Source organism: Binatus sp. (SeqCode) (assembly GCF_035272065.1).
In the GTDB taxonomy this organism is placed as follows: domain Bacteria; phylum Desulfobacterota; class Binatia; order Binatales; family Binataceae; genus Binatus.
In genome coordinates, this window is sequence record NZ_DATEQZ010000074.1 from 1 (window position 1) to 20,780 (window position 20,780).

A 20,780-nucleotide genomic window follows, 5' to 3' on the forward strand; every position below is an offset into this window, starting at 1 on the left:
GCATTCAGGAACAACTCGATCTGACGCGGCGACAAGTTGGGCGGCGCCTGCACGTTCATCGCGGGGCCGAGCACCAGGCGCGCGGTCGCGATCGCGCGCGCCATGTCGTAGGCGTCAGGCTCCGGCGCGTCGGCCATCGCAATCTCAGGCTTCGCACGAAAATTCTGGATGATCACTTCCTGGATATGACCGTGACGCTCATGCGTGTCGCGAATCGCCGTCAGACTCAGCGCGCGTTCGGCTGGAGTCTCGCCGATACCGAGCAGGATTCCGGTCGTGAACGGAATCCTCAGTGCGCCGGCCTCGTCTATCATCTTAATACGCAACGCGGGATCCTTGTCGGGCGCCGCCTGATGCACTCCGCCGCGCGCCCGCAGTCGTGGCGAAATATTCTCGAGCATCAGGCCCATGCTTGCGTTGAGCGGGCGCAGCGCGCGCATCTCGTCGGACGTCATCAGGCCGGCGTTGGTATGCGGCAGCAGTCCCTCGGCGAGCGCGATTTCACATGCGCGCCCCACATATTCAATCGTGGTGCGGACGCCGAGCGTCGGCAGCACTTCGCGATATTCCTTGAACGCGACTTCCGGCTTGTCGCCGAGGCACATCAGCGCTTCTTTGCATCCGAGCTCGGCGCCGCGCCGCGACCACAGCGCAATCTCGTCGGGCATCATCGTCCAAGCGCCCGGGTCGCCGGGATCTTTGCGGAACGTGCAGTAGGTGCATCGGTCGCGGCAGAGATTGGTGACGGGCAGAAAAACTTTGCGCGAGTAGGTCACGTCGCGGCCCTTGCCACGATCGCGAAGTTCAGCCGCCGCGGAAAGCATGGCGTCGAGATCAGCGTCGGGGCATTCGATAAGCGCGACTGCCTCCGCATCGCTCAAACGCACGCCAGCCAGCGCTCGATCGAGAATTTCGCGGATAGCCGCCCGGCCGCGCGGCTCGGAAGCGACCGATGAATGTAGCGACGCCATCAATCGCGTTTATAAGACATAAGGTACGGGAAGGCAACCCAGTTGCAAAACAAAACCGAATACGCGGCACTGTCCTAAATCGCGACTGAGTGTCCTAATTTCCCGTGAGGCGCGAATCGTCGCTCGCGACGCACTGCGCCGATAGCCACAATGAATCAAGCGGACATTTACCGCAATCCATAATGCGTTGCGTTAGTTCGTGATCGCAATCCGTTGCTTTATCGAAAGGCTTTAGGATCTTCCACTCCTGAAATGGCGCGTCGGCTGAGACAGTCACACGTAAGTTCTTTAGGTGATGTGGCGGCACCATCAGATACCAGCCCACAAGTGCGAGCGCGGCGGCATGGCGAGGCTTCATGGACGCGGTTTAGCAGAAGGCAAAAGGCCGGAACAGCGGCCAGCAATGCCCTGCCAAAAGCTTTGGCCGAAGAAACCGCTGAATGACGCGACCTTAACCCCCAGTTTCGGGATTATGGGCGTGAACCAACCGCGACCGCAATCGTTGCGAAGGCCGAGCGTCCCAAGTGTAAACGGCGAGTGTCCTAAGTAGTTTAATTTTAGGACGGCGCCCGCGGCACGGCACACTCCTAAATCGCAACCGGCCGTCGTGAGTCCGTCAGTGTCCGGCGGCGCGAGCCTAATATACTTCGAAATTGTCCGAGTGCAGGCGCGGATCGTCAGCGGCGACGCACTTCCCCGCCAGCACGCGCTTTTGGATCACAGAGTAGCTAATATTGCCGGCTATCACCGCGGTCAGTTTAGCCAGCTCACTTCTACACGCTGCGGCGCTGTCGTAGCTGCCAATCGTATCCCACTTTGAAAGTGGAGCATTCTTCTCGACCGCCTGATAGTCGTCAGAAAGAGGCGGCATTATCAGGCACCAGGCCACCAGCACAAGCGCGGCGGCGTGGCCAGGCTTCATGTGGTCTTTTCCCCTCAAGGCCGCAACGGATTTCAAATTCCCGAAAAGTAGATCAGCACCGCGGCAAGTAACAGCGCGATCAATATGATCGGCAGATAGTGGCTCTCTTCGACTTTGGGCCACCACGGGAACCATGGGAATGGGTTCGTCTTCACTCTCTGATGATACTCCTTGGGAAGAAGTACGCGCGAGAAGTGGCGTGGTATTCTGCACTGCCTTTTTGTGTCATCCCGAGCGAAACAAGAACAAGGAGCGCGATGCGGAATCCGCATTCCGCTCGTCTTCGTGTCATTCAGAGCCGTCGCGGCGAAGAATCCCGGCAGCCTGCTTGAAGCTGGCACCCATCCGGGATTCTTCGCTTCGCTCTGAATGACACAAAGCCGTCGTAACGCAATGATAAGATCTCGAGAGAAGGTGAAGGAGGACCCGCAATGATGCCGACCGCCGATCCGCTCGTTCACACTTACTCGATCGTCGCGCGAGATCCCGATACGGGACAGCTCGGCGTTGCCGTGCAGTCGCATTACTTCTCCGTCGGCTCGGTCGTCACGTGGGCAGAAGCGGGCGTCGGCGCGGTCGCGTCGCAAGCGATGTCCGATCCTGCGTACGGCAAGCTCGGACTCGACTTGATGCGCGCCAGGAAGAGCGCGCCCGACGCGCTCGCGGGTCTGCTTGCCGCGGATCCGATAAAGGAAGTTCGCCAGGTCGCGATGGTCGACGCGTTGGGCCGGGTCGCGGCGCACACCGGCTCGACGACGATTCCCGAAGTGGGGCACATCGTCGGTGACGGATTTTCGGTGCAGGCCAACATGATGCTCAAGAACTCGGTGTGGCCCGTGATGGCGGAGGCATACCGCAGTGCGAAGGGCGATCTCGTCGATCGATTTCTCGCCGCGCTCGACGCCGCCGAGGCTGAAGGCGGCGATATTCGTGGGCGGCAATCGGCTGCGATATTGATCGTTGAGGCGAAGAGCACGGGCCGCCCCTGGATCGACACCATCTTCGATCTTCGCGTTGACGATGCAGTCGAGCCGCTCGTCGAGATTCGCCGTCTCGTCGCCGTCCGCCGCGCCTACATTCATATGCAGCTTGGCAACGAAGCTGCGCGGCGCGGCGATCTGGATGTCACCGAGCGCGAGTTCTCAGCTGCCGAGCGGCTCATCGGCGACAATCCCGAAATGCGCTACTGGCATGGGATAGCATTGCTCGGTCTCGGCAAGATCGACGACGGCCTCGCGATACTGCGCGAAGTCGGGCGGCGCGATCGCAACTGGATCGAGCTCACACTGCGACTGCCTGGGGCCATACTGCCGCGCGATGTTTCGTTCACTGAAAAAATCAGAAAACTGCTGGAATGACTGTCGCATTGGAGACAAATGCGTTTTGCCCCGCCTATCCTTAGGAGTTAGTCTGAACTGGATAGGCGAGTCCGGAGTACACGCAAATGCCCGAAACCAATGTTGCGCGCGGCGCTGTCGAGCCGGCTCCACGCGTCGAGTACGAGCTGCAGCTCTACTACTGGATGAAGCTGATTCGCGCGTTCGAGGAACGCGTCTCGCGACTGCACCGGCAGAACAAAATCCTCGGCGGCGTTTACTCCGGCGCCGGCCAGGAGGCGATCGTCACCGGCATCTGCGCGCCCCTGCACGACGGCGACTTCGTCGCGCCGCTTCATCGCGACATGGGCGTGTTCATCATGCGCGGCGTCGATCCGGGGCGGCTCATGGCGCAGTTGATGGGCAAGGAAACCGGTCTCTCGCGCGGCAAGGATTCGTTTCTGCACGGCGGCGATTTGGAGCATGGCGTTTTCGGTTCGACCTCGATGCTTGGTTCGTCGCTGCCGGTCGCGGTCGGCGCGGCGCTCAAATTCAAAATGAAAAAGAATCCCAACGTCGCGGTCGCCTTCTTCGGCGAAGGCGCGTCCTCGCGCGGCGACGTGCACGAGGCGATGAATTTTGCCGGCGTGCACAAGCTGCCGGTCGTGTTCGTGTGCGAGAACAACCGCTACGCGTACTCGACCCCGCTCGAAAAGCAGATGGCGATCGAAGACGTCGCCGACCGCGCCGTGGCCTACGGCTTCAAGGGTTACACGTGCTCGGGCAACGATTTGCTCGCGGTGCTCGAATTGAGCGAGCGCCTGATTGCAAAGACGCGCGCCGGCGACGGTCCCGTGCTGATCGAATGCAAGACCTATCGCTATCGCGGGCATAGCGAGCATGACGCGGCGCTCTACCGCGACCAGGAAGAGCTGATCGAATGGCAGAGCCGCGACCCGATCCCGAGCTTCGAGTTTTACCTCGAAAAGAAAGGCCACGACATCAAGCGGATTCGCGAGCAGATCGACGAGCGCGCGAACAAGACGGTGCAGGCGGCGGTGGATTTCGCGGAAAGCAGCCCGCTGCCGGAACCTCAAGAAGCACTTGAAGATATTTACGCGCCGTCCGGTGCTCCGATTTCGGCTAACTCCTCGACCAATGGCTCGCGCTGACCATGGAAGTCACGTACATCAAGGCGATTAACTCGGCGCTGCACGAGGAGATGCGCCGCGACGAAAACGTCTTCGTCATGGGCGAGGACGTCGCGGATCTGGGCGGCGCGTTCAAGGCGACCGAAGGGTTACTCGACGCGTTCGGCGAGGAGCGCGTCATCGACACGCCCATCTCGGAGGCGCTGATTGTCGGCGCGGGAGTTGGCGCGGCGGTGCTCGGGATGCGTCCGGTGGTCGAGATGCAGTTCGCGGATTTCATCTCGTGCGGCTTCGATCAGATCGTCAACACTGCCGCTACCCTGCGCTACCGTCACGGCGGCAAGGCCGCGTGTCCTCTCGTGATTCGCGCGCCGTCGGGCGCGGGCGTCCATGGCGCGCTGTTCCATTCGCAGAATCCCGAGGCGTGGTTCACGCGGGTGCCGGGACTCAAGGTGGTCGCGCCCGCGACGCCGTACGATGCGAAGGGAATTTTGAAGAGCGCGATTCGCGACGGCAATCCGGTCGTGTACTTCGAGCACAAGCGGCTCTATCGCAGTATCAAGGAGGACTTGCCCGAGGGCGACTTCACGGTGCCGATCGGCGTCGCGGAAGTTCGCAAGGAAGGCGGCGACCTTTCGATAATCACCTACGGCGGCACGCTCGGCCAATCGCTCGACGCGGCGCGAATCGTCGAGAAGGAAGACGGGCTCGCGGTCGAGGTGCTCGATTTGCGCACGCTGCTGCCGCTCGATCGCGAGGCGATACTCGCGACCGCGCGCAAGACCGGCAAGGTGCTGGTCGTGCATGAGGATCGCCTCACCGGTGGAATTGGCGGCGAGGTCTCCGCGATCATCATGGAGAACGCATTCGAGTATCTCGACGGTCCCGTGCGCCGCGTCGCGGCCGCCGACTCGCACGTCGCGTTCAGCCCGCCGCTCGAGGACTTCATCTTGCCGAGCACCAACAAAATTGTGGAAGCGATCCGCAGCCTGGCGGCGTATTGAAATGACGATCGACGTAACGATGCCGCAGATGGGCGAGAGTGTCGTCGAGGGCACGATCACGAAGTGGCTGGTCAAGGAAGGCGATGTCGTCACCGAAGATCAGCCGCTCGTTGAAATTTCAACCGACAAGGTGGACACCGAGATTCCGTCGCCGGGCGCGGGACGGATCGCGAAGATCGTCGCCGCCGAGGGAGAGACGCTGCCGGTCGGCGCGATGCTCGCAGTCATCGAGCAGGCCGGCGCTGAGGCCGCGGCAAAACTGAAAGTCGTCGCGCCGAAAGCCGCGCCGAAACCGGAGGTCGCGCCAGTGCAGGTGATGCCAGAACCGGTTCTCCCGCCCGCACTATCACCTCAGCCGATGCAAGCGGCTGGTGCGGGACTTCGTGAAGCCGAGCCCGAAGTGGGCGGTCCGCGGCGCTTCTCTCCGGTCGTGCTGAAAATCGCGGCGGAAGAGGGAATCGATCTGAGTCGCGTGCCGGGAACGGGAATCGGCGGACGCGTGAGCAAGCGCGACCTGCAGCGCTACCTCGATACGCTGCGCAAGGGCGGGACGCCGAGTGTCGCCGCGCAGCCGCAGACCAACGGCGCCGCGCAGAGCGGCGCGCGTGCCGCGACGACTGCTGCCGCGACGGCGCAACGTGCGCCGCAATTGGGATCGGTCTTTCGGGCGCCTGTCTATCAACCCGTCGAGGGAGATATCGTCGAGCCGTTCACGCGGCGGCGCAAACTGATCGCCGAGCACATGGTGTACTCGAAGACGCATTCGCCGCATGTGGGCACCGTCGCGGAAGTGGACGTCACCAACGCGATGCGTCTCCGGGAGAAGCACAAAACTGAGTTCGCGCGCCGCGAAGGATTCAATCTCACGTTCCTTCCGCTGGCCGCCGCGGCGACGGTTCGCGCGCTCAAGGAATTTCCGCGGATGAACGCGTCAATGGTAGGCGACTCCGTGGTGACGCGCCGCGAGATCAATCTTGGCATCGCGATGGATACCGACGAAGGCCTGCTCGTGCCGGTGATCAAGGCGGCCGAAGGGATGTCGGTGGTCGGGATCGCGCGCGCGATCGAAAGCCTGCGCCGTAAAGTCGCCGAGAAGAAAATCACCGCCGACGACCTCGCGGGCGGCAGTTTTACCCTCTCCAATCCGGGGAGGGAGGGGAATCTGTACGGGTTCGCGATCATCAATCAGCCGCAGGTCGGCATCCTGCGGATGGGTGAAGTGAAGAAGCGGCCGGTCGTCGTCGAAGTTGACGGTGCCGACGCGATCGCGATTCGCACCATGATGTACCTAGCGTTGTCGTACGACCATCGCGTCGTCGACGGTGTGCTGGGCAACAGCTTTCTCTACCGCGCCGCCCGCATCCTCGAAGAGGCCGATTTCGAATTGTGAGCTCTCTGCACCGCGTCGCTCGGCGTGAATCAGCGCGCTCTGATTCCGCCGCCCCTACCTTCCGATTCCCTCCCACGTTCGTCCGGGGAGGGAGGGTGGGGGACCGCTGTGCGACGCAATTGTCTGTTGCGCCGCACCTTCTGCTCTCTAGAAAAATTTTAGAATTAAAGGTCCCCCACCCGACGCTCGTGGACGAGCGTCGACCTCCCCCGAAGAACGTGGGAGGCAAGAAGCAGCATCAGGCTGGGTGCGCGCCCTGCTGCGAGCGTAGCTGGTGCAGCATGTTCGCGATCTGGCCGCTTAGGTCGCCGATTGTGCGGCTTAGGGCGGCGGCTGCGTCAGTCATGTCGCCGGGCTTAGAGGGTTGGGTCAGGTTGGATTCCACAGTGTAGAGAATGTTTCTGCCGGTGGAGTCGAGGATCGTCCATTTCGCCGACAGCGTCGCGGTGCCCTGGCCGTCGGTCTCGAAGCGGTAAACGTCGATCTGCACCTGCATATCGATGTGCACGGTGTTGTACCACGGGAAGACGATCACTTGTCCGGTGCCGGCCTGCGCGGCGAGGTCGCGCTCCATCGCGCGGGTGAAACCGTTCTGTATCGACTCGCCCCATCGATCCTCTTTCGAAAGCTCGAGACGATTCGGCGCCATTCGCGTTACTATCTCCGGGCGATCGAGATATGGAGGGAGTTTGATCGGTCCTAGTCCGATCGTGAAAGCGCCGCTAGTGCTCTGCGCGGCCGCTTGCGCCGCCGCCCCGGTGTCGGCGGTGGGCGTGATGAGGTAAAACCGCGAGATATCTTTCTGCGGGGCGAGAATCGCTTTCGCGAGGTAGGAACATCCCGCCAGCGACATCGCGAGCGCGCCGGCCGCACAGGTCTTCAGAAGCACTCTGGTCAAGGTCATCGTTAATCCTGGCTGAAGTCGCGCCCGCGAACGATCGCGCTCGGGTTACGTTGCAGGTAGTCCGCGAGTTCCTTGATCGAGTGCGCGGCGGCGGAGACGTCCTGGAGCGTCTGCAGCGCCTGGTAGTTGATCGGCGAGTTAGGCTCGATCGTGGTTTGCACGGTGCCAAGCGTTATCCGCGCCTGCTTCGCCGCGGCGTCCGCCGAAGTTGAAGTCTTCTGAATCGAGTCCGACAGGGGCGGCACCTGGCCGTTCAGGGTGCTGAGAGTCTGCTGCGCGCCGGCCAAGGTGTGGTCCAATTGCTCGCGTGTCTTCTCGGAATTGTTCACTACCTGTTTGAGCCCCGGCGAGTTGGTGATTTCCCTGATCGATTCCAGCATACCGGTCATCTGCGTGAACACCGCGTTGAAGTCCACCTTGTCGAGCCGCTCGAAAATTCGCATCGCGACCGCTTGCGCTTGTTCCAGCGGGTTTGGGACCGCCGGGATTTCCTGGAGCGGCGCTCCGGGCGGCGCGAACATTTGAATCGGCGTATTCGGTTGGATGTCGAGGGCCACGTACAGCAGGCCGGTCACGAAGCTGTCCGAGCCCAGTTGCGCGCGCAACCCTTCGCGAATCAGGTTGGGAATCGTGTGCGGGTCGCTCAAATCGATGGTGCTGCCGTGGGAGAGAATCTTTTCCTCGTCGAGCTCGACGATCACCGGGATGCGCACGTTAGCCCGCAACTGGCCGTTCTGCTGGTTCACCTCCTGCTCGAGGCGCAATCGAATTTTGCTGACCTGGCCTATCTCGACGCCCTTGAACTTGACCGGCGCGCCGACCCTCAGGCCGTTGATGTCGCCGGCGAAGTAGATGACAAATTCGTGCGTCTTTCGGAACAGGTTGCCCGAGCCGAAGACCACTACTGCCGCCAGGATCAGTCCGAGCGCGCCTAGAACGAACAGACCAACCGTCGCCGGATTGATTCGTTTACCCATGTTGCCTCGCTGATTTTTCCGTTTTGTTGTCTTCTCCGCCGCGAGTCAGGAAAGTCTGCACGCGATGATCGGTGCAATGCGCGAGCAGGTCCTTGGGGTCGCCGTGCGCGATCATTGTCTTGCTTTCCGCGTCGAGAAAAACGCTGTTGTTGCCGATGGCAAAAATGCTGGCCAGCTCGTGAGTGACGACGACCACGGTTGCGCCAAGGTTGTCGCGCAGCTCGAGGATCAAGTCGTCGAGCAGGCGCGAACTTATCGGATCGAGCCCGGCCGACGGCTCGTCGAAGAAAAGTATTTCCGGGTCCAGCGCGATCGCGCGCGCAAGGCCCGCCCGTTTTTGCATCCCGCCGCTGATTTGGCTCGGATAGTAGCCCTCGAAGCCCATGAGCCCGACGAGAGCCAGCTTCAGCGCGGCGACCTCGCGAATTTCCCCCTGCGACAGATCGGTAAATTCGCCGAGCGGCAGTCCCACGTTTTCCGCCAGCGTCATCGAGCTCCACAGCGCGCCGCCCTGGTACAGCACGCCGAAATGCCGCAGCATCTCCTCGCGCTGCTCGGGCTCGCCTTTGGTGAAATTGAAATCGCCGTACCAGACCTCGCCCTTGGCCGGCTCGATCAGCCCGAGCATGTGGCGGAGCAGGGTGCTTTTGCCGCTGCCACTGCCGCCCATGATTATGAAGATGTCGCCGTGATTAACGGTGAAGTTTATATCTTTCATCAACACGAAGGTCCCGTACGCCATCGTGAGATTCTTGACGGTAATCGGCGGCGGCCCGTCCTTGGGGAACGTCGTTACGGACGCGTGCTTGCCGTCGGTGCTCTTGATTGATGGGTGTGTGATGGCCATCTAGATTCCGATGATGTTGAAGATGAACGCGAAAATCCCGCACGCGACGATTACGTAAACGACTCCTGTGACCACTGCTTCGGTCGCCGCGTCTCCCACCGCCGACGAGCTGTTGCCGCACTGAAAGCCGCGCATGCATCCGGCGACCGCGATAATGATGCCGTAAACGGCGGCCTTGAAGATGCCGCCAAAGATGTCGGTGAGTGTGACCGCGTGCCGGGTTTCGCGAATATACGTGGCGAGCGGGATGTGCAGCATCGTCGCGCTGACGAACGCTCCTCCGGCCACTCCCAGGCAATCGGAGTACACGCACAGCAGCGGAATCATCAGGAACAGGGCGAGCACGCGCGGCAACACCAGGAATTCGAGCGGCGAGATTCCCATCGTGGTCAGCGCGTCGATCTCCTGCGTCACCTTCATTGAGCCGAGCTGCGCGGCAAACGCGGCGCCCGTGCGGCCCGCCATGATGATCGCCGCCATCATCGCGCCCATGTCACGGCTCATCGCGATCCCGACCAGGTCCGCGACGAAGATTGACGCGCCGAACTGTTGCAGCTGCACCGCGCCCTCGAACGCGAGAATCACCCCGACCAGGAAGGTGACCAGCGTCACGATGCCGAAGGCGTTGGCGCCGCAATCCTGGATTACGATCATCAGATCGACTCTGCGAAAACGCGCCTTGCCCACCGCCAGCTTGGCGAACGAGATCGCGACCTCGCCCAGGAAGCGCAGAAAATCGTCGAGCCCCTGCGCATACGAAATTGCTTCGCGGCCGAGCTCCTCGATGAACGAAGTATGCGACACCTCGGCGCGCGCGCCGGTCTTTTCCGGCACCGCTTCCGCAAGCTGGATCAGGCTGCGTACGCCTTCGGGCAGCGGGCCCCAATCCGCGGGCAAATTGCGCTTGTGGCAAAGCTCGCTGACGCCCAGCAGGAACGTGAGCAGGCCGCTGTCCCAGTCGCAAAGGTCGGCGGCGTCGAAAGTCAGCCGCGTGGGCTTCGGCGCGGCGTCGAGTTGCTTCTCTACCAGGTCCTGCGAAGGCAGGCCGTGACGAAGATGCCAATCACCGGCCAGTCGAACGACCAGTGACTTATCGGCGCGCGCGAACGAAAGTTCGTTGTTCGCTTGGGGTTGCTTCTGCGCCTGCATGCGTGCGGCTCAATAGAGCACGGCGATAAACGGTAGCACAATTCTTTGCTGTTCGATGGGTCAACAGGCTCTTTCGCAAGCCAACAGCGGACGCATCTACTATGATATTTTCCATGAAGGCGATGGTGGTTGAAAAGCCTGCGCCGATCGAATCGGATCCGCTCCACGCAATCGACGCCGCCGCGCCCGAGCCGGGACCGGGCGAAATTCTGGTGCGCGTGCGCACTTGCGGCGTTTGCCGCACCGATCTTCACGTCGCCGAAGGTGACCTGCCGCCGCGCCACGCGCGAATCATTCCGGGCCATGAAGTGGTCGGCGTCGTGGACAAGCGCGGCGTCGGCGCGGCGCGTTTCAAGCAGGGCGATCGAGTCGGCATCGCATGGCTGCGCGAAACCTGTGGCATCTGCGTCTATTGCCGTCGCGGTCGCGAGAACCTCTGCCCCAATGCGCGCTTCACCGGCTACGACCATGACGGCGGCTACTGCGAGTACGCGGTCGTGCTCGAGGACTTCGCCTATGCGCTCCCCGATTCGCTCGGCGACGAGGAAGCGGCGCCACTGCTATGCGCAGGAATAATCGGGTTTCGCGCAATCAAGCGCGCCGACGTTAAGCCGGGCGCGACCGTGGGACTCTACGGTTTCGGCGGCTCGGCTCATCTTGCGCTCCAGGTGCTGCGGCACTGGGGATGCCGCGTGTTTGTCATGAGCCGCGGCGGACCGCATCGAGATTTAGCAAAAGATCTTGGCGCCGAATGGATCGGCAACGCCGAAGACGCGCCGCCCGCGCCGCTCGACGCGGCAATCCTGTTCGCTCCCACGGGAAATCTCGTTCTGCCGGCGATGCAAGCACTCGATCGCGGCGGGATTCTGGCGGTTGCGGGAATTTATCTAAGTCCGATTCCGTCGTTGGACTACGAAAAACATCTCTTCTACGAAAAAGAACTTCGCAGTGTGACCGCCAACACGCGCGTCGACGGCGAAGAGTTCCTGAAGCTTGCAGGCGAGATCCCGATTCGCACCAGCACGGTGGCCTTCGGCCTTGCCGAAGCGAATGTTGCGCTCAAGATGCTCAAGCACGACGAGATCAAAGGCGCCGGCGTGCTTCGAATCTCGTGAGCAGGGGTGGACCCCTGCACCCAATGTTAGGAAAAGAGAGGGCGGAGCTTACCCTGAGTTACTGGTGGGGCCGCTCTTAGAACTGTTTTTGTGTCATACTTGGGCGAAGCGAAGAATCCCGGATCCTTCCTGCGTCCCGGAACCGTACGAGTGAGCTACGGAAGTATCGCGAACGCGCGAGCGGGGAAGCCGAGGCCATGCTGCGGCTTCGGCCAGCTCACGACAATCAACGCGCCGGTGGCCGGCACCTTGTCCAGGTTCGCCATCACCTCGATTTGCCAGTGGCCGTGCTTGAGCAGCCAGGTCTCGGACTCGAGGCCGGGCGTCGGGTCCGTATCCATCGACTCGTGACCATTCGCCACGATGCCACGCTGCTCATACAGAAATCGGATCGCCGCCGGGGACCACGCGGGGAATGGATAGCGCTCGAAGCGCCGGGGATTCTTGTCCCAGTCCTTGTACATGTCGGTGCGCAACGCGGCGAAGCAGCCCGCAGGGACGCGGCCGTGCATCCGCTCCCACGCTTTGATGTCGTCCACAGTGAGGAGATGGTTGGGATCGCTCTTGAGCATTGGAGTCAGGTCGAAGACCACCAGCGGCAGGATCATCTGTTTGACTGGAATCTCATCCACCGTTGCGCCGGCTGGGTCGAAGTGCGCGGGCGGGTCGATGTGCGTGCCGTACTGCCCGACCATCGCGAAGAATTGCGCGCGAAATCCGTCCCGGTCGATAGTGTAGGGACGGCCGGTCGCGGGATCCGCAGCCGCGGAGAACGTCGCCTGGCCGAATCCTTTCCATACTGGCGTCAACGGACTGAAGGAATGCGTCAGATCGACGAACTCCTTCGTCGCGATTATCTGGTACGCTTCCGCCAGCGATCGCGCTTGCGCCAACGCGCCCGCCGGTGCACCGACGATGAAAGCGGCGCTCAACAGGACGGACAATGCGGACGTGACCAATGCGGCCGGCTTCCTGTCCATGCGCAACCTCCTCGTCGATGCTTCGGACGGCTTCAAGTTTCTATCGCGGAACTAAAATCGCGGGAACGAATCTGATCGAATCGGCAGTGTATCCTCTTTTCATCTCTCCTTGAGCAGCGCGCCAATAAGCGCCAGCACACCGAGCGAGATAATTAGCGCCGAACCCTCGACCGCCAGATCGGCCAACGCCGCGCGCGGACCCGCGACGTAAACCCGCATGTGGTTCGGATGGAGCAGCCGCGGCACCATCACCAGCCTCGCGCCGCATTGCCGGCAGATCTTCTTGAAGCCCCACTGCATCGGATACCCGCATTCCGGGCATGAAAGCGCGCGTCGGTGCATCACGACGTGCTGGTACCTGGCCGGCGCCGGCCGCTGCCATTTAGGCAACTCGGATTGACCCCGGGTTAACGGCGCCCCGCAATGGCCGCAGAAGCGCGCGTTGGGAAACAGCGCCGTCGCGCCACAGCGCGGGCAGGTGGGACTCACGGTATTGCGCCTCCGACCCAGCGGGTCGTGTGATACTGGGCCTCTATCCTCAACGTTGAGCACATGCAACCGCTGCGCATTTGCGGCTCGCGCAACGTGCGCTGGAACATCTCCCGCTGCCACACGGCCTGATCCGGCGGCGCAAGTTTTGCTTCATTCAGAATTGATGCTTTCATTAGAGTTCGTTGACGCGCCGACGCGATGCTTGCTACCCTTCAACTGTAGCGATTTAACGTATAGATCAAGCGCCAGAGGCAACAATGGCATTAGTTAAAAGCGGGCTCGAGTCGGCCAAGGGCGACGAGATTCTGCTCGGCGATACCGCGGTCCTGACCCGGCTGGACAAGGCTCTCGGGTGGGCGCGAAAATTTTCGATCTTTCCGTATCCCTTCGCGACCGCATGCTGCGCGATGGAATATATGTCGCTTTCGATGACGCCTTACGACATCGATCGCTTCGGCGCGCTGCTGCCGCGCTTCACGCCGCGCCAGGCCGACCTGCTGATGGTCATCGGCACCGTGACCGTCCGCCAGGGGCCAATTTTGCGCCGCGTTTACGATCAGATGGCGGAGCCGAAGTGGGTGATGGCATTCGGCGCGTGCGCCTCGACCGGCGGCTTCTACGACAACTACGCGACCCTGCCCGGCATCGACAGGATCGTCCCGGTTGACGTTTATGTTCCCGGATGTCCGCCGCGGCCCGAGGGCGTGCTCGACGCGCTGATGGCGCTGCAGCGGAAAATCCAGGGGCAGAAGCAGAAGCTGATGGCGCTCAGCGAAAAGCATCCCGCCTGACGGCATCCAGATCCACATGGAACGGATACTGACTCGTTGGCTGGATATCCCTGACCTTCGCAAGCTCGACGTGTACGTCGGCAACGGCGGATACAAGGCGCTGCGCAAGGCGCTGTTCGAGATGAAGCCCGAGGACATTATCAACGAGGTCAAGAACTCGAATCTCCGCGGTCGCGGCGGCGCGGCGTTCCCGACCGGCGTGAAATGGAGCTTCATTCCGAAGGATTCGAAGAAGCCGGTGTACCTGTGCTGCAACGCCGACGAGAGCGAGCCCGGCACTTTTGCGAATCGCTACGAACTCGAGTTCGATCCGCACGGCATCATCGAAGGAATCGTGATCGCGTGCCGCGCGGTCGGTGCGCATACCGCGTACACGTACCTGCGCGGCGAGTTCACCGTGCAGAAGAGAATCCTCGATGCCGCAATCGCCGAGGCGTACGCCAACAACTATCTTGGCAAGAACATCCTCGGCAGCGGCTTCGACCTCGAGGTTTTCACGCATCGCGGCGCGGGCGCTTATATATGTGGCGAGGAAACGGGCCTGCTAGAATCGCTCGAAGGCAAGCGCGCGTATCCGCGCAACCGGCCGCCGTTCCCCGCTATCCAGGGCGCGTTTGGATGCCCGACCGTTGTCAACAATATCGAGACGCTGTCGAACGTCCCGCACATCATCAATCGCGGCGCCGACTGGTACAAATCAATCGGCCCCGAAAAAAGTCCCGGCCCGAAACTCTTCTGCCTCTCCGGCCACGTCAACAAGCCGGGCTTGTACGAGCTGCCGATGGGCTTTCCGCTGAAAGATCTCATCTACGATGTCGGCGGCGGAATCCTCGGCGGCAAAGCGCTCAAGGGCGTAATCCCCGGCGGCTCGTCGTTCCCGGTCTTCACCGCGGAAGAGGCCGTCAAGGTGAACATGGACTTCGACTCGGTGCGCGCGGCCGGCTCGCTGATGGGTACCGCGGGCGTGATGGTGATGAACGAAGACACCTGCATGGTGGACGCGCTGAAAACGATCGCGCATTTCTATCACCACGAATCGTGCGGACAGTGCACGCCGTGCCGTGAAGGATGCGGTTGGATCGAAAAATTGCTCATCGAGCTCGAAGCAGGGCGCGGCAAGATGGAAGATCTCAAGGTTATGATCGACGCCGCCACCAACATGGAAGGCAACACGATTTGCGTGCTTGCCGACAGCCTCTCGATGCCGGTGAAGAGCTTCGTGCCCAAGTACCGCGACGAGTTCGAAGCGCACATCAAGCTCGGACGCTGCCCGTTCAAAACAACCTCGGCCCAGCAAGCCGCCTGACAGGATTCACCGAAAAAATGCCGAAGCTTACGATCGACGGCAAGGAAGTTGAGGCTGGCGCTAACCTGAACGTGATCCAGGCGGCCGAGCTCGTCGGCGTCGAGATTCCGCACTACTGCTACCATCCCGGCTTGACCATCGTCGGCAACTGCCGCATGTGCCTGGTCGAAATCGAAAAAGCGCCCAAGCTCCAAATCGCGTGTAACACGCGCGTCGCCGACGGGATGGTCGTCCACACCAAAAGCGCCAAGGCCGTCGCCGCGCAGAAGGCGGTGCTCGAGTTCCTGCTGATCAATCACCCGATCGATTGTCCCGTTTGCGATCAGGCCGGCGAGTGCAAGCTGCAAGACTACTACATGGATTTCGATCAGCAGCCGTCGCGCTTTCCGTTGCTCGAGAAAAATCACAAGGGCAAGGCGCTGGATATCGGCTCGGGCGTGATGCTCGATCAGGAGCGATGCATCCTGTGCGCGCGATGCACGCGCTTTTTCGACGAAGTGACGAAGACGTCGGAGCTCGCGATTTTCGAGCGCGGCGACCACAACCGCATCGACATCAATCCCGGCCAGCCGGTCAACAACAAGTACGCCGGCAATGTCGTGGACATCTGCCCGGTCGGCGCGCTCACCGAAAAAGAATTCCGCTTCCGCATGCGTGTGTGGTATCTGCATCGCACCGCGTCGGTGTGCGGCGGATGCGAGCGTGGATGCGCGATCGACATCCATCACCATCGCGGACGCATCTACCGCTTCAAGCCGCGCTACAACCCCGGCGTCAACAGCTACTGGATGTGCGACGAGGGCCGTCACAGTTTTCCAACGCTGCAGAACGAGACGCGGCTCACCTCGCCGCTCGTGCAGTCGAAGGATCAGCTCGTAGTCGAGCCGTGGGGCGAAGGCGTGAGGCGCGCGGCGTCGATCATCGCGGACTACAAACGCAGCTATGGATCCAACTCGATCGCGGCGGTCGTCGACGCGACCTCGACCAACGAAGAAGCATTCGCGCTAAAGCAATTTATGAATACCGCGATCGGCTCGGACCGAATCGCGACGCTCAGTTGGTCGCCGCCAGGCGTCAGCGGCGACGATGAGCTGCTGATCCGCGCCAACAAGAATCCCGACACGCGCGGCCTCGCGGCACTCGGGCTGTCCGCCGACGGACTCGACGGACTTGCGGCGGCAGTCGCGTCGGGCGAACTCAAGATGCTGATCGCGTTTCGCGCCGACCTGGTTCGCGGGCTCGGCGAAGAGGAATTCGTCAGGCGCTTCGGCGCGCTCGACTACATGCTGGTGCTATCGACAGACGCCAACGAGACCTGCCAGATGGCAAATCAGGTGTGGCCGATCGCCGCGTATCCCGAAATCGACGGCAGCTTTACCAACTTCAAGGGCCGCGTGCAGCGAATCCACGCCGCGTTCCCGCCGCCGGGAAACGCAATCGCCGGCATCGAGGCAATCGCGCGCCTGGGTCACGCGCTCGACGGCATCGATCGTCCGCACACGGCGGACGCGGTGTTCACTGCGATGGCCGCCGCGGAGCCCGCCTTCAAGGGCCTCAGCCTAGCGACCCTCGGCGAGCACGGCGCAGACCTCGCAGCTAGCTAGACCCCACCAGTCTCCTTTTTTCTGTTTTCCTTGTGTTAACGGGAGTGGCCGCCGCGGCCTCCGATACCTGCCGTTCTTTTCACGGGAGAGGCGGCCGGCCGCATCGCGGCCGGTAGGTGAGGGTTCTGCTGCTCAAGCAGCAAATGTGCAACGTCGAATTCGGAGCAGCTCAGCTCCGCGCGCGCTAAGTTAGGTCAAACTGGCGCGCACCGCAAAAGATCCGGGATTCTTCGCAGCTGCTCAGAATGACGCGAAGAATCAGCCCGCGCGGCAGTTGAAGCGGAAGCTTGATTTGCTGCTGCGGATTTGCGCGATTCTAGTTTTGATCTTTGGCGTGATCGGTACGTCCGGGAACGCGTCGACGAATGCCTGCAATCCTGCCGCGGTCTTCTCGGCGTTCTCGCAAGTGCAGATGCCTGAGAGCAGCTCCGACTCGAGGCTGTCGATTTCGCCTTGCGCCTCGGACGCGTAATCGTCGGGATACATGGTGCGGAACGTCAACCATCCGCGGTAGAGCCCGGTCATAAGCGTTCCATCAAAACGCGTGCATCCTGCTTCGTCGGTCTGCTGCTGGATGTAGGCCGGAAACGGCCCGTTGCCGTCCGGTTCGGTGCGCGAGTAGATGGCGAAGAACGCGCCGTCGGCCTTGGTGCCCTGCTTGCGCGCGAGGCTTCTGAAGTAATCGACGCTGGGGCGCACGACGACTATCGCGTCATTCCGCACCACGATGAATCCCTGCATCTGGCTGGACCTGCTGATACTGCGATTCGCTGAGGTCGGGCAGGATTGCCTGCAGTTCCGGACTCGCTTGCATTCCGGCTTCGAAAACCGGCTCGAGCGGACTCTTGCCGCGGGATGTCCGCAGGTCATCCAGCGCCGACGCGTACGCTTCCACCGCTGGTGGAATCTCGACGCTGGCCGCGTTTACCTGGATCGCGAAGCACGCAATCGCAATTGCGGCGGCAAGCGACGTGCGGAAGAGCGCGGGAGGCGGATTGGTCGAGGTCTGCAATCGGCTTCGATCGCTAGCATCGCGATCGCGCCACGCGCAACCATGCCGCACCGCCGGGTTATTCTTTGGACGGCTGAAACACTATCTCGAGACGATCCATATAGTTGAGCAGTTGCCGCGCGAGCGTCGTCACGGCGCCATCGTCGCGCGTCGCGGCGGCATGCTCGAGCCCGCGGCCCATCTCGGTCATCGAGTCGAATCCATAGCTGGCGCCTTCGCCTTTGATGCGATGCGCGATGCGGCTGATCTCCGCGTAGTCGCGGCGCGCCACTGCCTCGAAAATCGCGGCGATGTCGTCGCGCTTGTGCGCCAGAAAACCAGGGATCAAATCGCTCAGGTCCTGGTCGACTTCCACTATTACTCGGTCGGGCATGTTTCCTCCTTGAGATTGGCAACGTCGTTGCGCCCGTCGTCCAACTGGTTCCCTTCCACCGCGTCGCGAATCGCTTCGAGCAGCGTCGCCTTGCGGACCGGCTCGGTGATGTGCGCGTCGCATCCAGCGGCTTTCGTGCGATGCGTCGCTTCTTCCAACACCGCCGCCGTCAGCGCCACAATGGGCGTGCGGCGGCGATGGTTCTCCCGCTCCCAGCCGCGAATCGTGGTCGTCGCTTCGTAGCCGTCGACGATCGGCATCTGGATACTATCCAGGCGGTGATCGCGATAATCGCCGCAGAGGTTGCCAGCGCGAACCCGCGCCAATTGCGCATCGCACGCGGCGACAGCGTCGCCATGAACGCCAGCAGGCCCACCGTGATGCTGGCGATGTGCAGCGGGGCGGTTTGCGCGAACGTCAGCGGAAATTCGGCGCGGTCAAGCAGTGTGTATCCAACCTGAAAAGCGATGATCGCCACGGCGCCCGCGCGCAGGGTTGCCGCGACCCTCGCGCAGTCGTCGCGGGCGCGCGCCACCGGCGCGATTGCTTCGGCGGGCGCGGACGGCGCTTCGACTTCGAGGCCGCCGGCCAGCGCAAAGGCGCCGTTTAGGGTGCATCGCGCAGCATTCCCTAAGCCGTCGGCGGACGGATCTATCCGAGAGTCCACACGTCAACAGCAAGCAAGTCCAATGCCCTGACGAGGCATTGCAACGGCCCGCTATCGCCGCCTGACGTTGCTTCTGTCGCCGAATTTCTACGTTGTCGCGGCGGGTGTCCCATTATGCGCTTGGAGCGAGCGCGACCCAGGAACCGAAACGCGTCACCCGCCTAGCGCCGTTTCAAAATCCTCGAGCAGGTCGTCGCTAGATTCGAGGCCTACCGACAGCCGCACCAGCCCGTCGCCGATTCCCGCCCGCACGCGCTCCGCCGCCGACATGCCCGAATGCGAAGTCGTCGATGGCCGCGTGATCAGAGTCTCGACTCCGCCAAGACTCGGCGCGCTGATCGGTATCGTCACGCGCTCCATGAAACGCCGCGCGGCGTCGAGGCCGCCCGCGAGCTCGAAGCTCAACACGCCACCGAAACCGTCGAACAGCTCGCATGCGCGGAGGTGATTCGAGTGGCTCTCCAGGCCGGGATAGTTCACCCGCGCGACGGCGCGATGCTGCTCGAGCCAGCGCGCAAGCTTGAGCGCGCTCTCGTTCTGATGGCGCACGCGCACCGCCAGCGTCTTCATCCCGCGATGCAGCAGAAAGCACGCGTGCGGATCGAGGCTCCCGCCAAGATGGTTCAGCGTATGCGTGATGCGCGCGACCAGCTCCGCCCGCCCGATCACCGCGCCCGCCACGATATCGGTGTGTCCGTTGAGATACTTGGTGCCGCTATGCAGCGAGAGGTCGAAACCGACTTCCGCGGGCCGAAAATTGATCGGGCTCGCGAAGGTATTGTCGATGATCGAGACCAGCCCGTTTTCAGCGGCGAAATCCACCGCCGCCTGCAAGTCGCTCACCTGCAGCAATGGATTCGACATCGCCTCGACGTAGATTGCCTTGGTATTGGGACGAAGCGCCTCGCGCCATGTGGCCGGCTCGTCGCCATCGACGAAATCCACCGACAGCCCATAGCGCGGGAACTCCTCGACAAACAGGTCGTGCGTGCCGCCGTAAACGCAGTCCTGCGCGAGCAGATGCCCGCCGTGAGCGAGCACCGTTAGGAGAGTCGCCGAGATCGCCGCCATCCCGCTGCCCGCGACCAGCGCCGCCTCCGCGTTCTCGAGCGCCGCGAGCTTGGCATGCAGCACCGCGTGATTGGGTGTGTTGTTCAGCCGGATGTAGCGCAGGTCGTGGTAGCTGGTCTGCCCGGCGTACTCGTACGTCGAGGATTGAAAGATCGGCATCGTGACCGCGCCGCCGATAAGCGGCTCGGGTTCGCCGGCGTGAATCAGCTTGGTGTCGAGTCCCTTGATAAGTCGCGCCATCGGTCCGCCTCTCCGCTGCCACGACATTTATCACTCGGCGCGTCAGGGAAAATAGGTGTCTGCCGCGTTACCGTCGGCGCCGGCGACGTTGCCGGCGACCGGCCCTTCGCCCGGGATCGCGTTGCGCCCGAACAGTGCCGCGGTTTGATCGCTATATAGTAGATGCCATCGCGGGGTCCGTCTGACGACATCGGCGCCCTTGGTATGTACGCCCATCAGCACATAGTCGTGCGGATACGCGTCGAGCAGGGCCGCAGCTCCCTGCATCCCATAGAAAAACCTCGCGTAGTCGCCTTCCTGCTTGTCCGAATAAACCAGCTCGGCGCGTGTGTCGATATAAACCTTGAACGCATCGCCCATGTGCCACAGCACCCACGAGCCCCATTCAAACTGGGGCAGGATGTTGCCGTGAAGTTTGTGCTGCTGCATGAAGTTGAGCGCGCCGGTCGGCATCGGCTTCCAGGTTTTGAGCCGGTTCGAGAAAGTTCCACCGACAAG

23 protein-coding genes are annotated in these 20,780 nt (G+C 62.2%); 8 read left to right on the top strand and 15 right to left on the bottom strand.

The genetic code is table 11. The features are described from left to right. From cofG to VJX68_RS14110, 3 genes are all read right to left on the bottom strand, one after another. On the bottom strand, nucleotides 1-971 hold a 971-nt coding region (gene cofG / locus VJX68_RS14100), incomplete at its 3' end, for a 7,8-didemethyl-8-hydroxy-5-deazariboflavin synthase CofG (protein ID WP_324096345.1). 637 nt (nucleotides 972-1,608) lie between these two features. Further along, nucleotides 1,609-1,893, bottom strand: coding sequence for a hypothetical protein (locus tag VJX68_RS14105; RefSeq protein ID WP_324096346.1), 285 nt, complete (start codon nucleotides 1,891-1,893; stop codon nucleotides 1,609-1,611). Between the two features lie 32 nt (nucleotides 1,894-1,925). Beyond that, nucleotides 1,926-2,048: a hypothetical protein gene (locus VJX68_RS14110; RefSeq protein WP_324096347.1), complete on the bottom strand. Its 123-nt coding sequence runs from the start codon at nucleotides 2,046-2,048 to the stop codon at nucleotides 1,926-1,928. 276 nt (nucleotides 2,049-2,324) lie between these two features. Here VJX68_RS14110 and VJX68_RS14115 point away from each other — a divergent pair, with 276 nt between their 5' ends. From VJX68_RS14115 to VJX68_RS14130, 4 genes are all read left to right on the top strand, one after another. Beyond that, the gene (locus VJX68_RS14115) at nucleotides 2,325-3,251 is read left to right on the top strand and encodes a DUF1028 domain-containing protein (protein ID WP_324096348.1); all 927 of its coding nucleotides are present in this window, start codon (nucleotides 2,325-2,327) and stop codon (nucleotides 3,249-3,251) included. Between the two features lie 86 nt (nucleotides 3,252-3,337). Then, nucleotides 3,338-4,381, top strand: coding sequence for a thiamine pyrophosphate-dependent dehydrogenase E1 component subunit alpha (locus tag VJX68_RS14120; protein WP_324096349.1), 1,044 nt, complete (start codon nucleotides 3,338-3,340; stop codon nucleotides 4,379-4,381). A 2-nt stretch (nucleotides 4,382-4,383) separates the two neighbouring features. Beyond that, a complete protein-coding gene (locus VJX68_RS14125) occupies nucleotides 4,384-5,364 on the top strand; it encodes an alpha-ketoacid dehydrogenase subunit beta (protein ID WP_324096350.1) in 981 nt (326 codons plus the stop codon). 1 nt (nucleotide 5,365) lies between these two features. Next, a complete protein-coding gene (locus tag VJX68_RS14130) occupies nucleotides 5,366-6,754 on the top strand; it encodes a dihydrolipoamide acetyltransferase family protein (protein ID WP_324096351.1) in 1,389 nt (462 codons plus the stop codon). A 238-nt stretch (nucleotides 6,755-6,992) separates the two neighbouring features. On the opposite strand, the gene VJX68_RS14135 is transcribed toward VJX68_RS14130, so the two are convergent. The 4 genes from VJX68_RS14135 to VJX68_RS14150 form a co-directional block, all read right to left on the bottom strand. After that, nucleotides 6,993-7,658, bottom strand: a complete 666-nt coding sequence (locus VJX68_RS14135) for a PqiC family protein (RefSeq protein WP_324096352.1) — start codon at nucleotides 7,656-7,658, stop codon at nucleotides 6,993-6,995. 2 nt (nucleotides 7,659-7,660) lie between these two features. Beyond that, nucleotides 7,661-8,635 carry an MlaD family protein gene (locus tag VJX68_RS14140; protein WP_324096353.1) on the bottom strand — a complete coding sequence of 325 codons (975 nt, stop codon included), beginning with the start codon at nucleotides 8,633-8,635 and terminating at the stop codon, nucleotides 7,661-7,663. Further along, nucleotides 8,628-9,377, bottom strand: coding sequence for an ABC transporter ATP-binding protein (locus tag VJX68_RS14145; protein WP_349255920.1), 750 nt, complete (start codon nucleotides 9,375-9,377; stop codon nucleotides 8,628-8,630). Before VJX68_RS14145 ends, VJX68_RS14140 begins: the two co-directional genes overlap by 8 nt. 105 nt (nucleotides 9,378-9,482) lie before the next feature. Continuing rightward, nucleotides 9,483-10,631 (bottom strand): ABC transporter permease, encoded by a 1,149-nt coding sequence (locus VJX68_RS14150; RefSeq protein WP_324096355.1) that lies wholly within the window; start codon nucleotides 10,629-10,631, stop codon nucleotides 9,483-9,485. 113 nt (nucleotides 10,632-10,744) lie between these two features. On the opposite strand from VJX68_RS14150, the gene VJX68_RS14155 reads away from it, so the two are divergent. Continuing rightward, nucleotides 10,745-11,746, top strand: a complete 1,002-nt coding sequence (locus VJX68_RS14155) for a zinc-dependent alcohol dehydrogenase family protein (RefSeq protein ID WP_349255921.1) — start codon at nucleotides 10,745-10,747, stop codon at nucleotides 11,744-11,746. A gap of 155 nt (nucleotides 11,747-11,901) precedes the next feature. Here the strand turns inward: VJX68_RS14155 and VJX68_RS14160 are convergent, their stop codons facing one another. Both VJX68_RS14160 and VJX68_RS14165 read right to left on the bottom strand, forming a co-directional pair. Next, nucleotides 11,902-12,726, bottom strand: coding sequence for a cyclase family protein (locus VJX68_RS14160; protein ID WP_324096357.1), 825 nt, complete (start codon nucleotides 12,724-12,726; stop codon nucleotides 11,902-11,904). Nucleotides 12,727-12,825: 99 nt separating this feature from the next. Next, on the bottom strand, nucleotides 12,826-13,338 hold the full coding sequence (locus VJX68_RS14165; RefSeq protein ID WP_324096358.1) for a zinc ribbon domain-containing protein: 513 nt from the start codon (nucleotides 13,336-13,338) through the stop codon (nucleotides 12,826-12,828). Nucleotides 13,339-13,475: 137 nt separating this feature from the next. Between VJX68_RS14165 and nuoB the strand changes: the two genes are divergently transcribed. Genes nuoB through VJX68_RS14180 form a run of 3 tightly spaced genes read left to right on the top strand, consistent with a single transcriptional unit; the run spans nucleotide 13,476 to nucleotide 16,919 of the window. After that, on the top strand, nucleotides 13,476-14,009 hold the full coding sequence (gene nuoB, locus VJX68_RS14170; RefSeq protein WP_324096359.1) for an NADH-quinone oxidoreductase subunit NuoB: 534 nt from the start codon (nucleotides 13,476-13,478) through the stop codon (nucleotides 14,007-14,009). Nucleotides 14,010-14,025: 16 nt separating this feature from the next. Further along, on the top strand, nucleotides 14,026-15,315 hold the full coding sequence (gene nuoF, locus VJX68_RS14175) for an NADH-quinone oxidoreductase subunit NuoF (protein WP_324096360.1): 1,290 nt from the start codon (nucleotides 14,026-14,028) through the stop codon (nucleotides 15,313-15,315). A 17-nt stretch (nucleotides 15,316-15,332) separates the two neighbouring features. After that, nucleotides 15,333-16,919: an NADH-quinone oxidoreductase subunit G gene (locus VJX68_RS14180; protein ID WP_324096361.1), complete on the top strand. Its 1,587-nt coding sequence runs from the start codon at nucleotides 15,333-15,335 to the stop codon at nucleotides 16,917-16,919. Nucleotides 16,920-17,177: 258 nt separating this feature from the next. Here the strand turns inward: VJX68_RS14180 and VJX68_RS14185 are convergent, their stop codons facing one another. From VJX68_RS14185 to VJX68_RS14210, 6 genes are all read right to left on the bottom strand, one after another. Then, complete coding sequence (locus VJX68_RS14185) at nucleotides 17,178-17,660, bottom strand: hypothetical protein (RefSeq protein WP_324096362.1); 483 nt, start codon at nucleotides 17,658-17,660, stop codon at nucleotides 17,178-17,180. After that, nucleotides 17,632-17,931, bottom strand: a complete 300-nt coding sequence (locus VJX68_RS14190) for a hypothetical protein (RefSeq protein ID WP_324096363.1) — start codon at nucleotides 17,929-17,931, stop codon at nucleotides 17,632-17,634. Before VJX68_RS14190 ends, VJX68_RS14185 begins: the two co-directional genes overlap by 29 nt. 58 nt (nucleotides 17,932-17,989) lie before the next feature. Next, nucleotides 17,990-18,304: an Hpt domain-containing protein gene (locus VJX68_RS14195; RefSeq protein WP_324096364.1), complete on the bottom strand. Its 315-nt coding sequence runs from the start codon at nucleotides 18,302-18,304 to the stop codon at nucleotides 17,990-17,992. Then, nucleotides 18,289-18,564, bottom strand: coding sequence for a response regulator (locus VJX68_RS14200; RefSeq protein WP_324096365.1), 276 nt, complete (start codon nucleotides 18,562-18,564; stop codon nucleotides 18,289-18,291). Before VJX68_RS14200 ends, VJX68_RS14195 begins: the two co-directional genes overlap by 16 nt. Before the next feature lie 560 nt (nucleotides 18,565-19,124). Then, complete coding sequence (locus tag VJX68_RS14205; RefSeq protein ID WP_324096366.1) at nucleotides 19,125-20,282, bottom strand: trans-sulfuration enzyme family protein; 1,158 nt, start codon at nucleotides 20,280-20,282, stop codon at nucleotides 19,125-19,127. Nucleotides 20,283-20,324: 42 nt separating this feature from the next. Further along, nucleotides 20,325-20,780: hypothetical protein (locus VJX68_RS14210; RefSeq protein WP_324096367.1), on the bottom strand; the 456-nt coding region annotated here is incomplete at its 5' end.

Bases quoted from the DNA above. Each gene is read 5' to 3' on its own strand.
- VJX68_RS14205 (WP_324096366.1), bottom strand. From the start codon at position 20,282: ATGGCGCGACTTATCAAGGGACTCGACACCAAGCTGATTCACGCCGGC.
- VJX68_RS14115 (WP_324096348.1), top strand. From the start codon at position 2,325: ATGATGCCGACCGCCGATCCGCTCGTTCACACTTACTCGATCGTCGCG.
- VJX68_RS14160 (WP_324096357.1), bottom strand. From the start codon at position 12,726: ATGGACAGGAAGCCGGCCGCATTGGTCACGTCCGCATTGTCCGTCCTG.
- VJX68_RS14185 (WP_324096362.1), bottom strand. From the start codon at position 17,660: ATGCAGGGATTCATCGTGGTGCGGAATGACGCGATAGTCGTCGTGCGC.
- nuoB (WP_324096359.1), top strand. From the start codon at position 13,476: ATGGCATTAGTTAAAAGCGGGCTCGAGTCGGCCAAGGGCGACGAGATT.
- VJX68_RS14155 (WP_349255921.1), top strand. From the start codon at position 10,745: ATGAAGGCGATGGTGGTTGAAAAGCCTGCGCCGATCGAATCGGATCCG.
- VJX68_RS14140 (WP_324096353.1), bottom strand. From the start codon at position 8,635: ATGGGTAAACGAATCAATCCGGCGACGGTTGGTCTGTTCGTTCTAGGC.
- VJX68_RS14135 (WP_324096352.1), bottom strand. From the start codon at position 7,658: ATGACCTTGACCAGAGTGCTTCTGAAGACCTGTGCGGCCGGCGCGCTC.
- nuoF (WP_324096360.1), top strand. From the start codon at position 14,026: ATGGAACGGATACTGACTCGTTGGCTGGATATCCCTGACCTTCGCAAG.
- VJX68_RS14145 (WP_349255920.1), bottom strand. From the start codon at position 9,377: ATGGCGTACGGGACCTTCGTGTTGATGAAAGATATAAACTTCACCGTT.
- VJX68_RS14180 (WP_324096361.1), top strand. From the start codon at position 15,333: ATGCCGAAGCTTACGATCGACGGCAAGGAAGTTGAGGCTGGCGCTAAC.
- VJX68_RS14105 (WP_324096346.1), bottom strand. From the start codon at position 1,893: ATGAAGCCTGGCCACGCCGCCGCGCTTGTGCTGGTGGCCTGGTGCCTG.
- VJX68_RS14120 (WP_324096349.1), top strand. From the start codon at position 3,338: ATGCCCGAAACCAATGTTGCGCGCGGCGCTGTCGAGCCGGCTCCACGC.
- VJX68_RS14130 (WP_324096351.1), top strand. From the start codon at position 5,366: ATGACGATCGACGTAACGATGCCGCAGATGGGCGAGAGTGTCGTCGAG.
- VJX68_RS14200 (WP_324096365.1), bottom strand. From the start codon at position 18,564: ATGCCGATCGTCGACGGCTACGAAGCGACGACCACGATTCGCGGCTGG.
- VJX68_RS14195 (WP_324096364.1), bottom strand. From the start codon at position 18,304: ATGCCCGACCGAGTAATAGTGGAAGTCGACCAGGACCTGAGCGATTTG.
- VJX68_RS14125 (WP_324096350.1), top strand. From the start codon at position 4,384: ATGGAAGTCACGTACATCAAGGCGATTAACTCGGCGCTGCACGAGGAG.
- VJX68_RS14150 (WP_324096355.1), bottom strand. From the start codon at position 10,631: ATGCAGGCGCAGAAGCAACCCCAAGCGAACAACGAACTTTCGTTCGCG.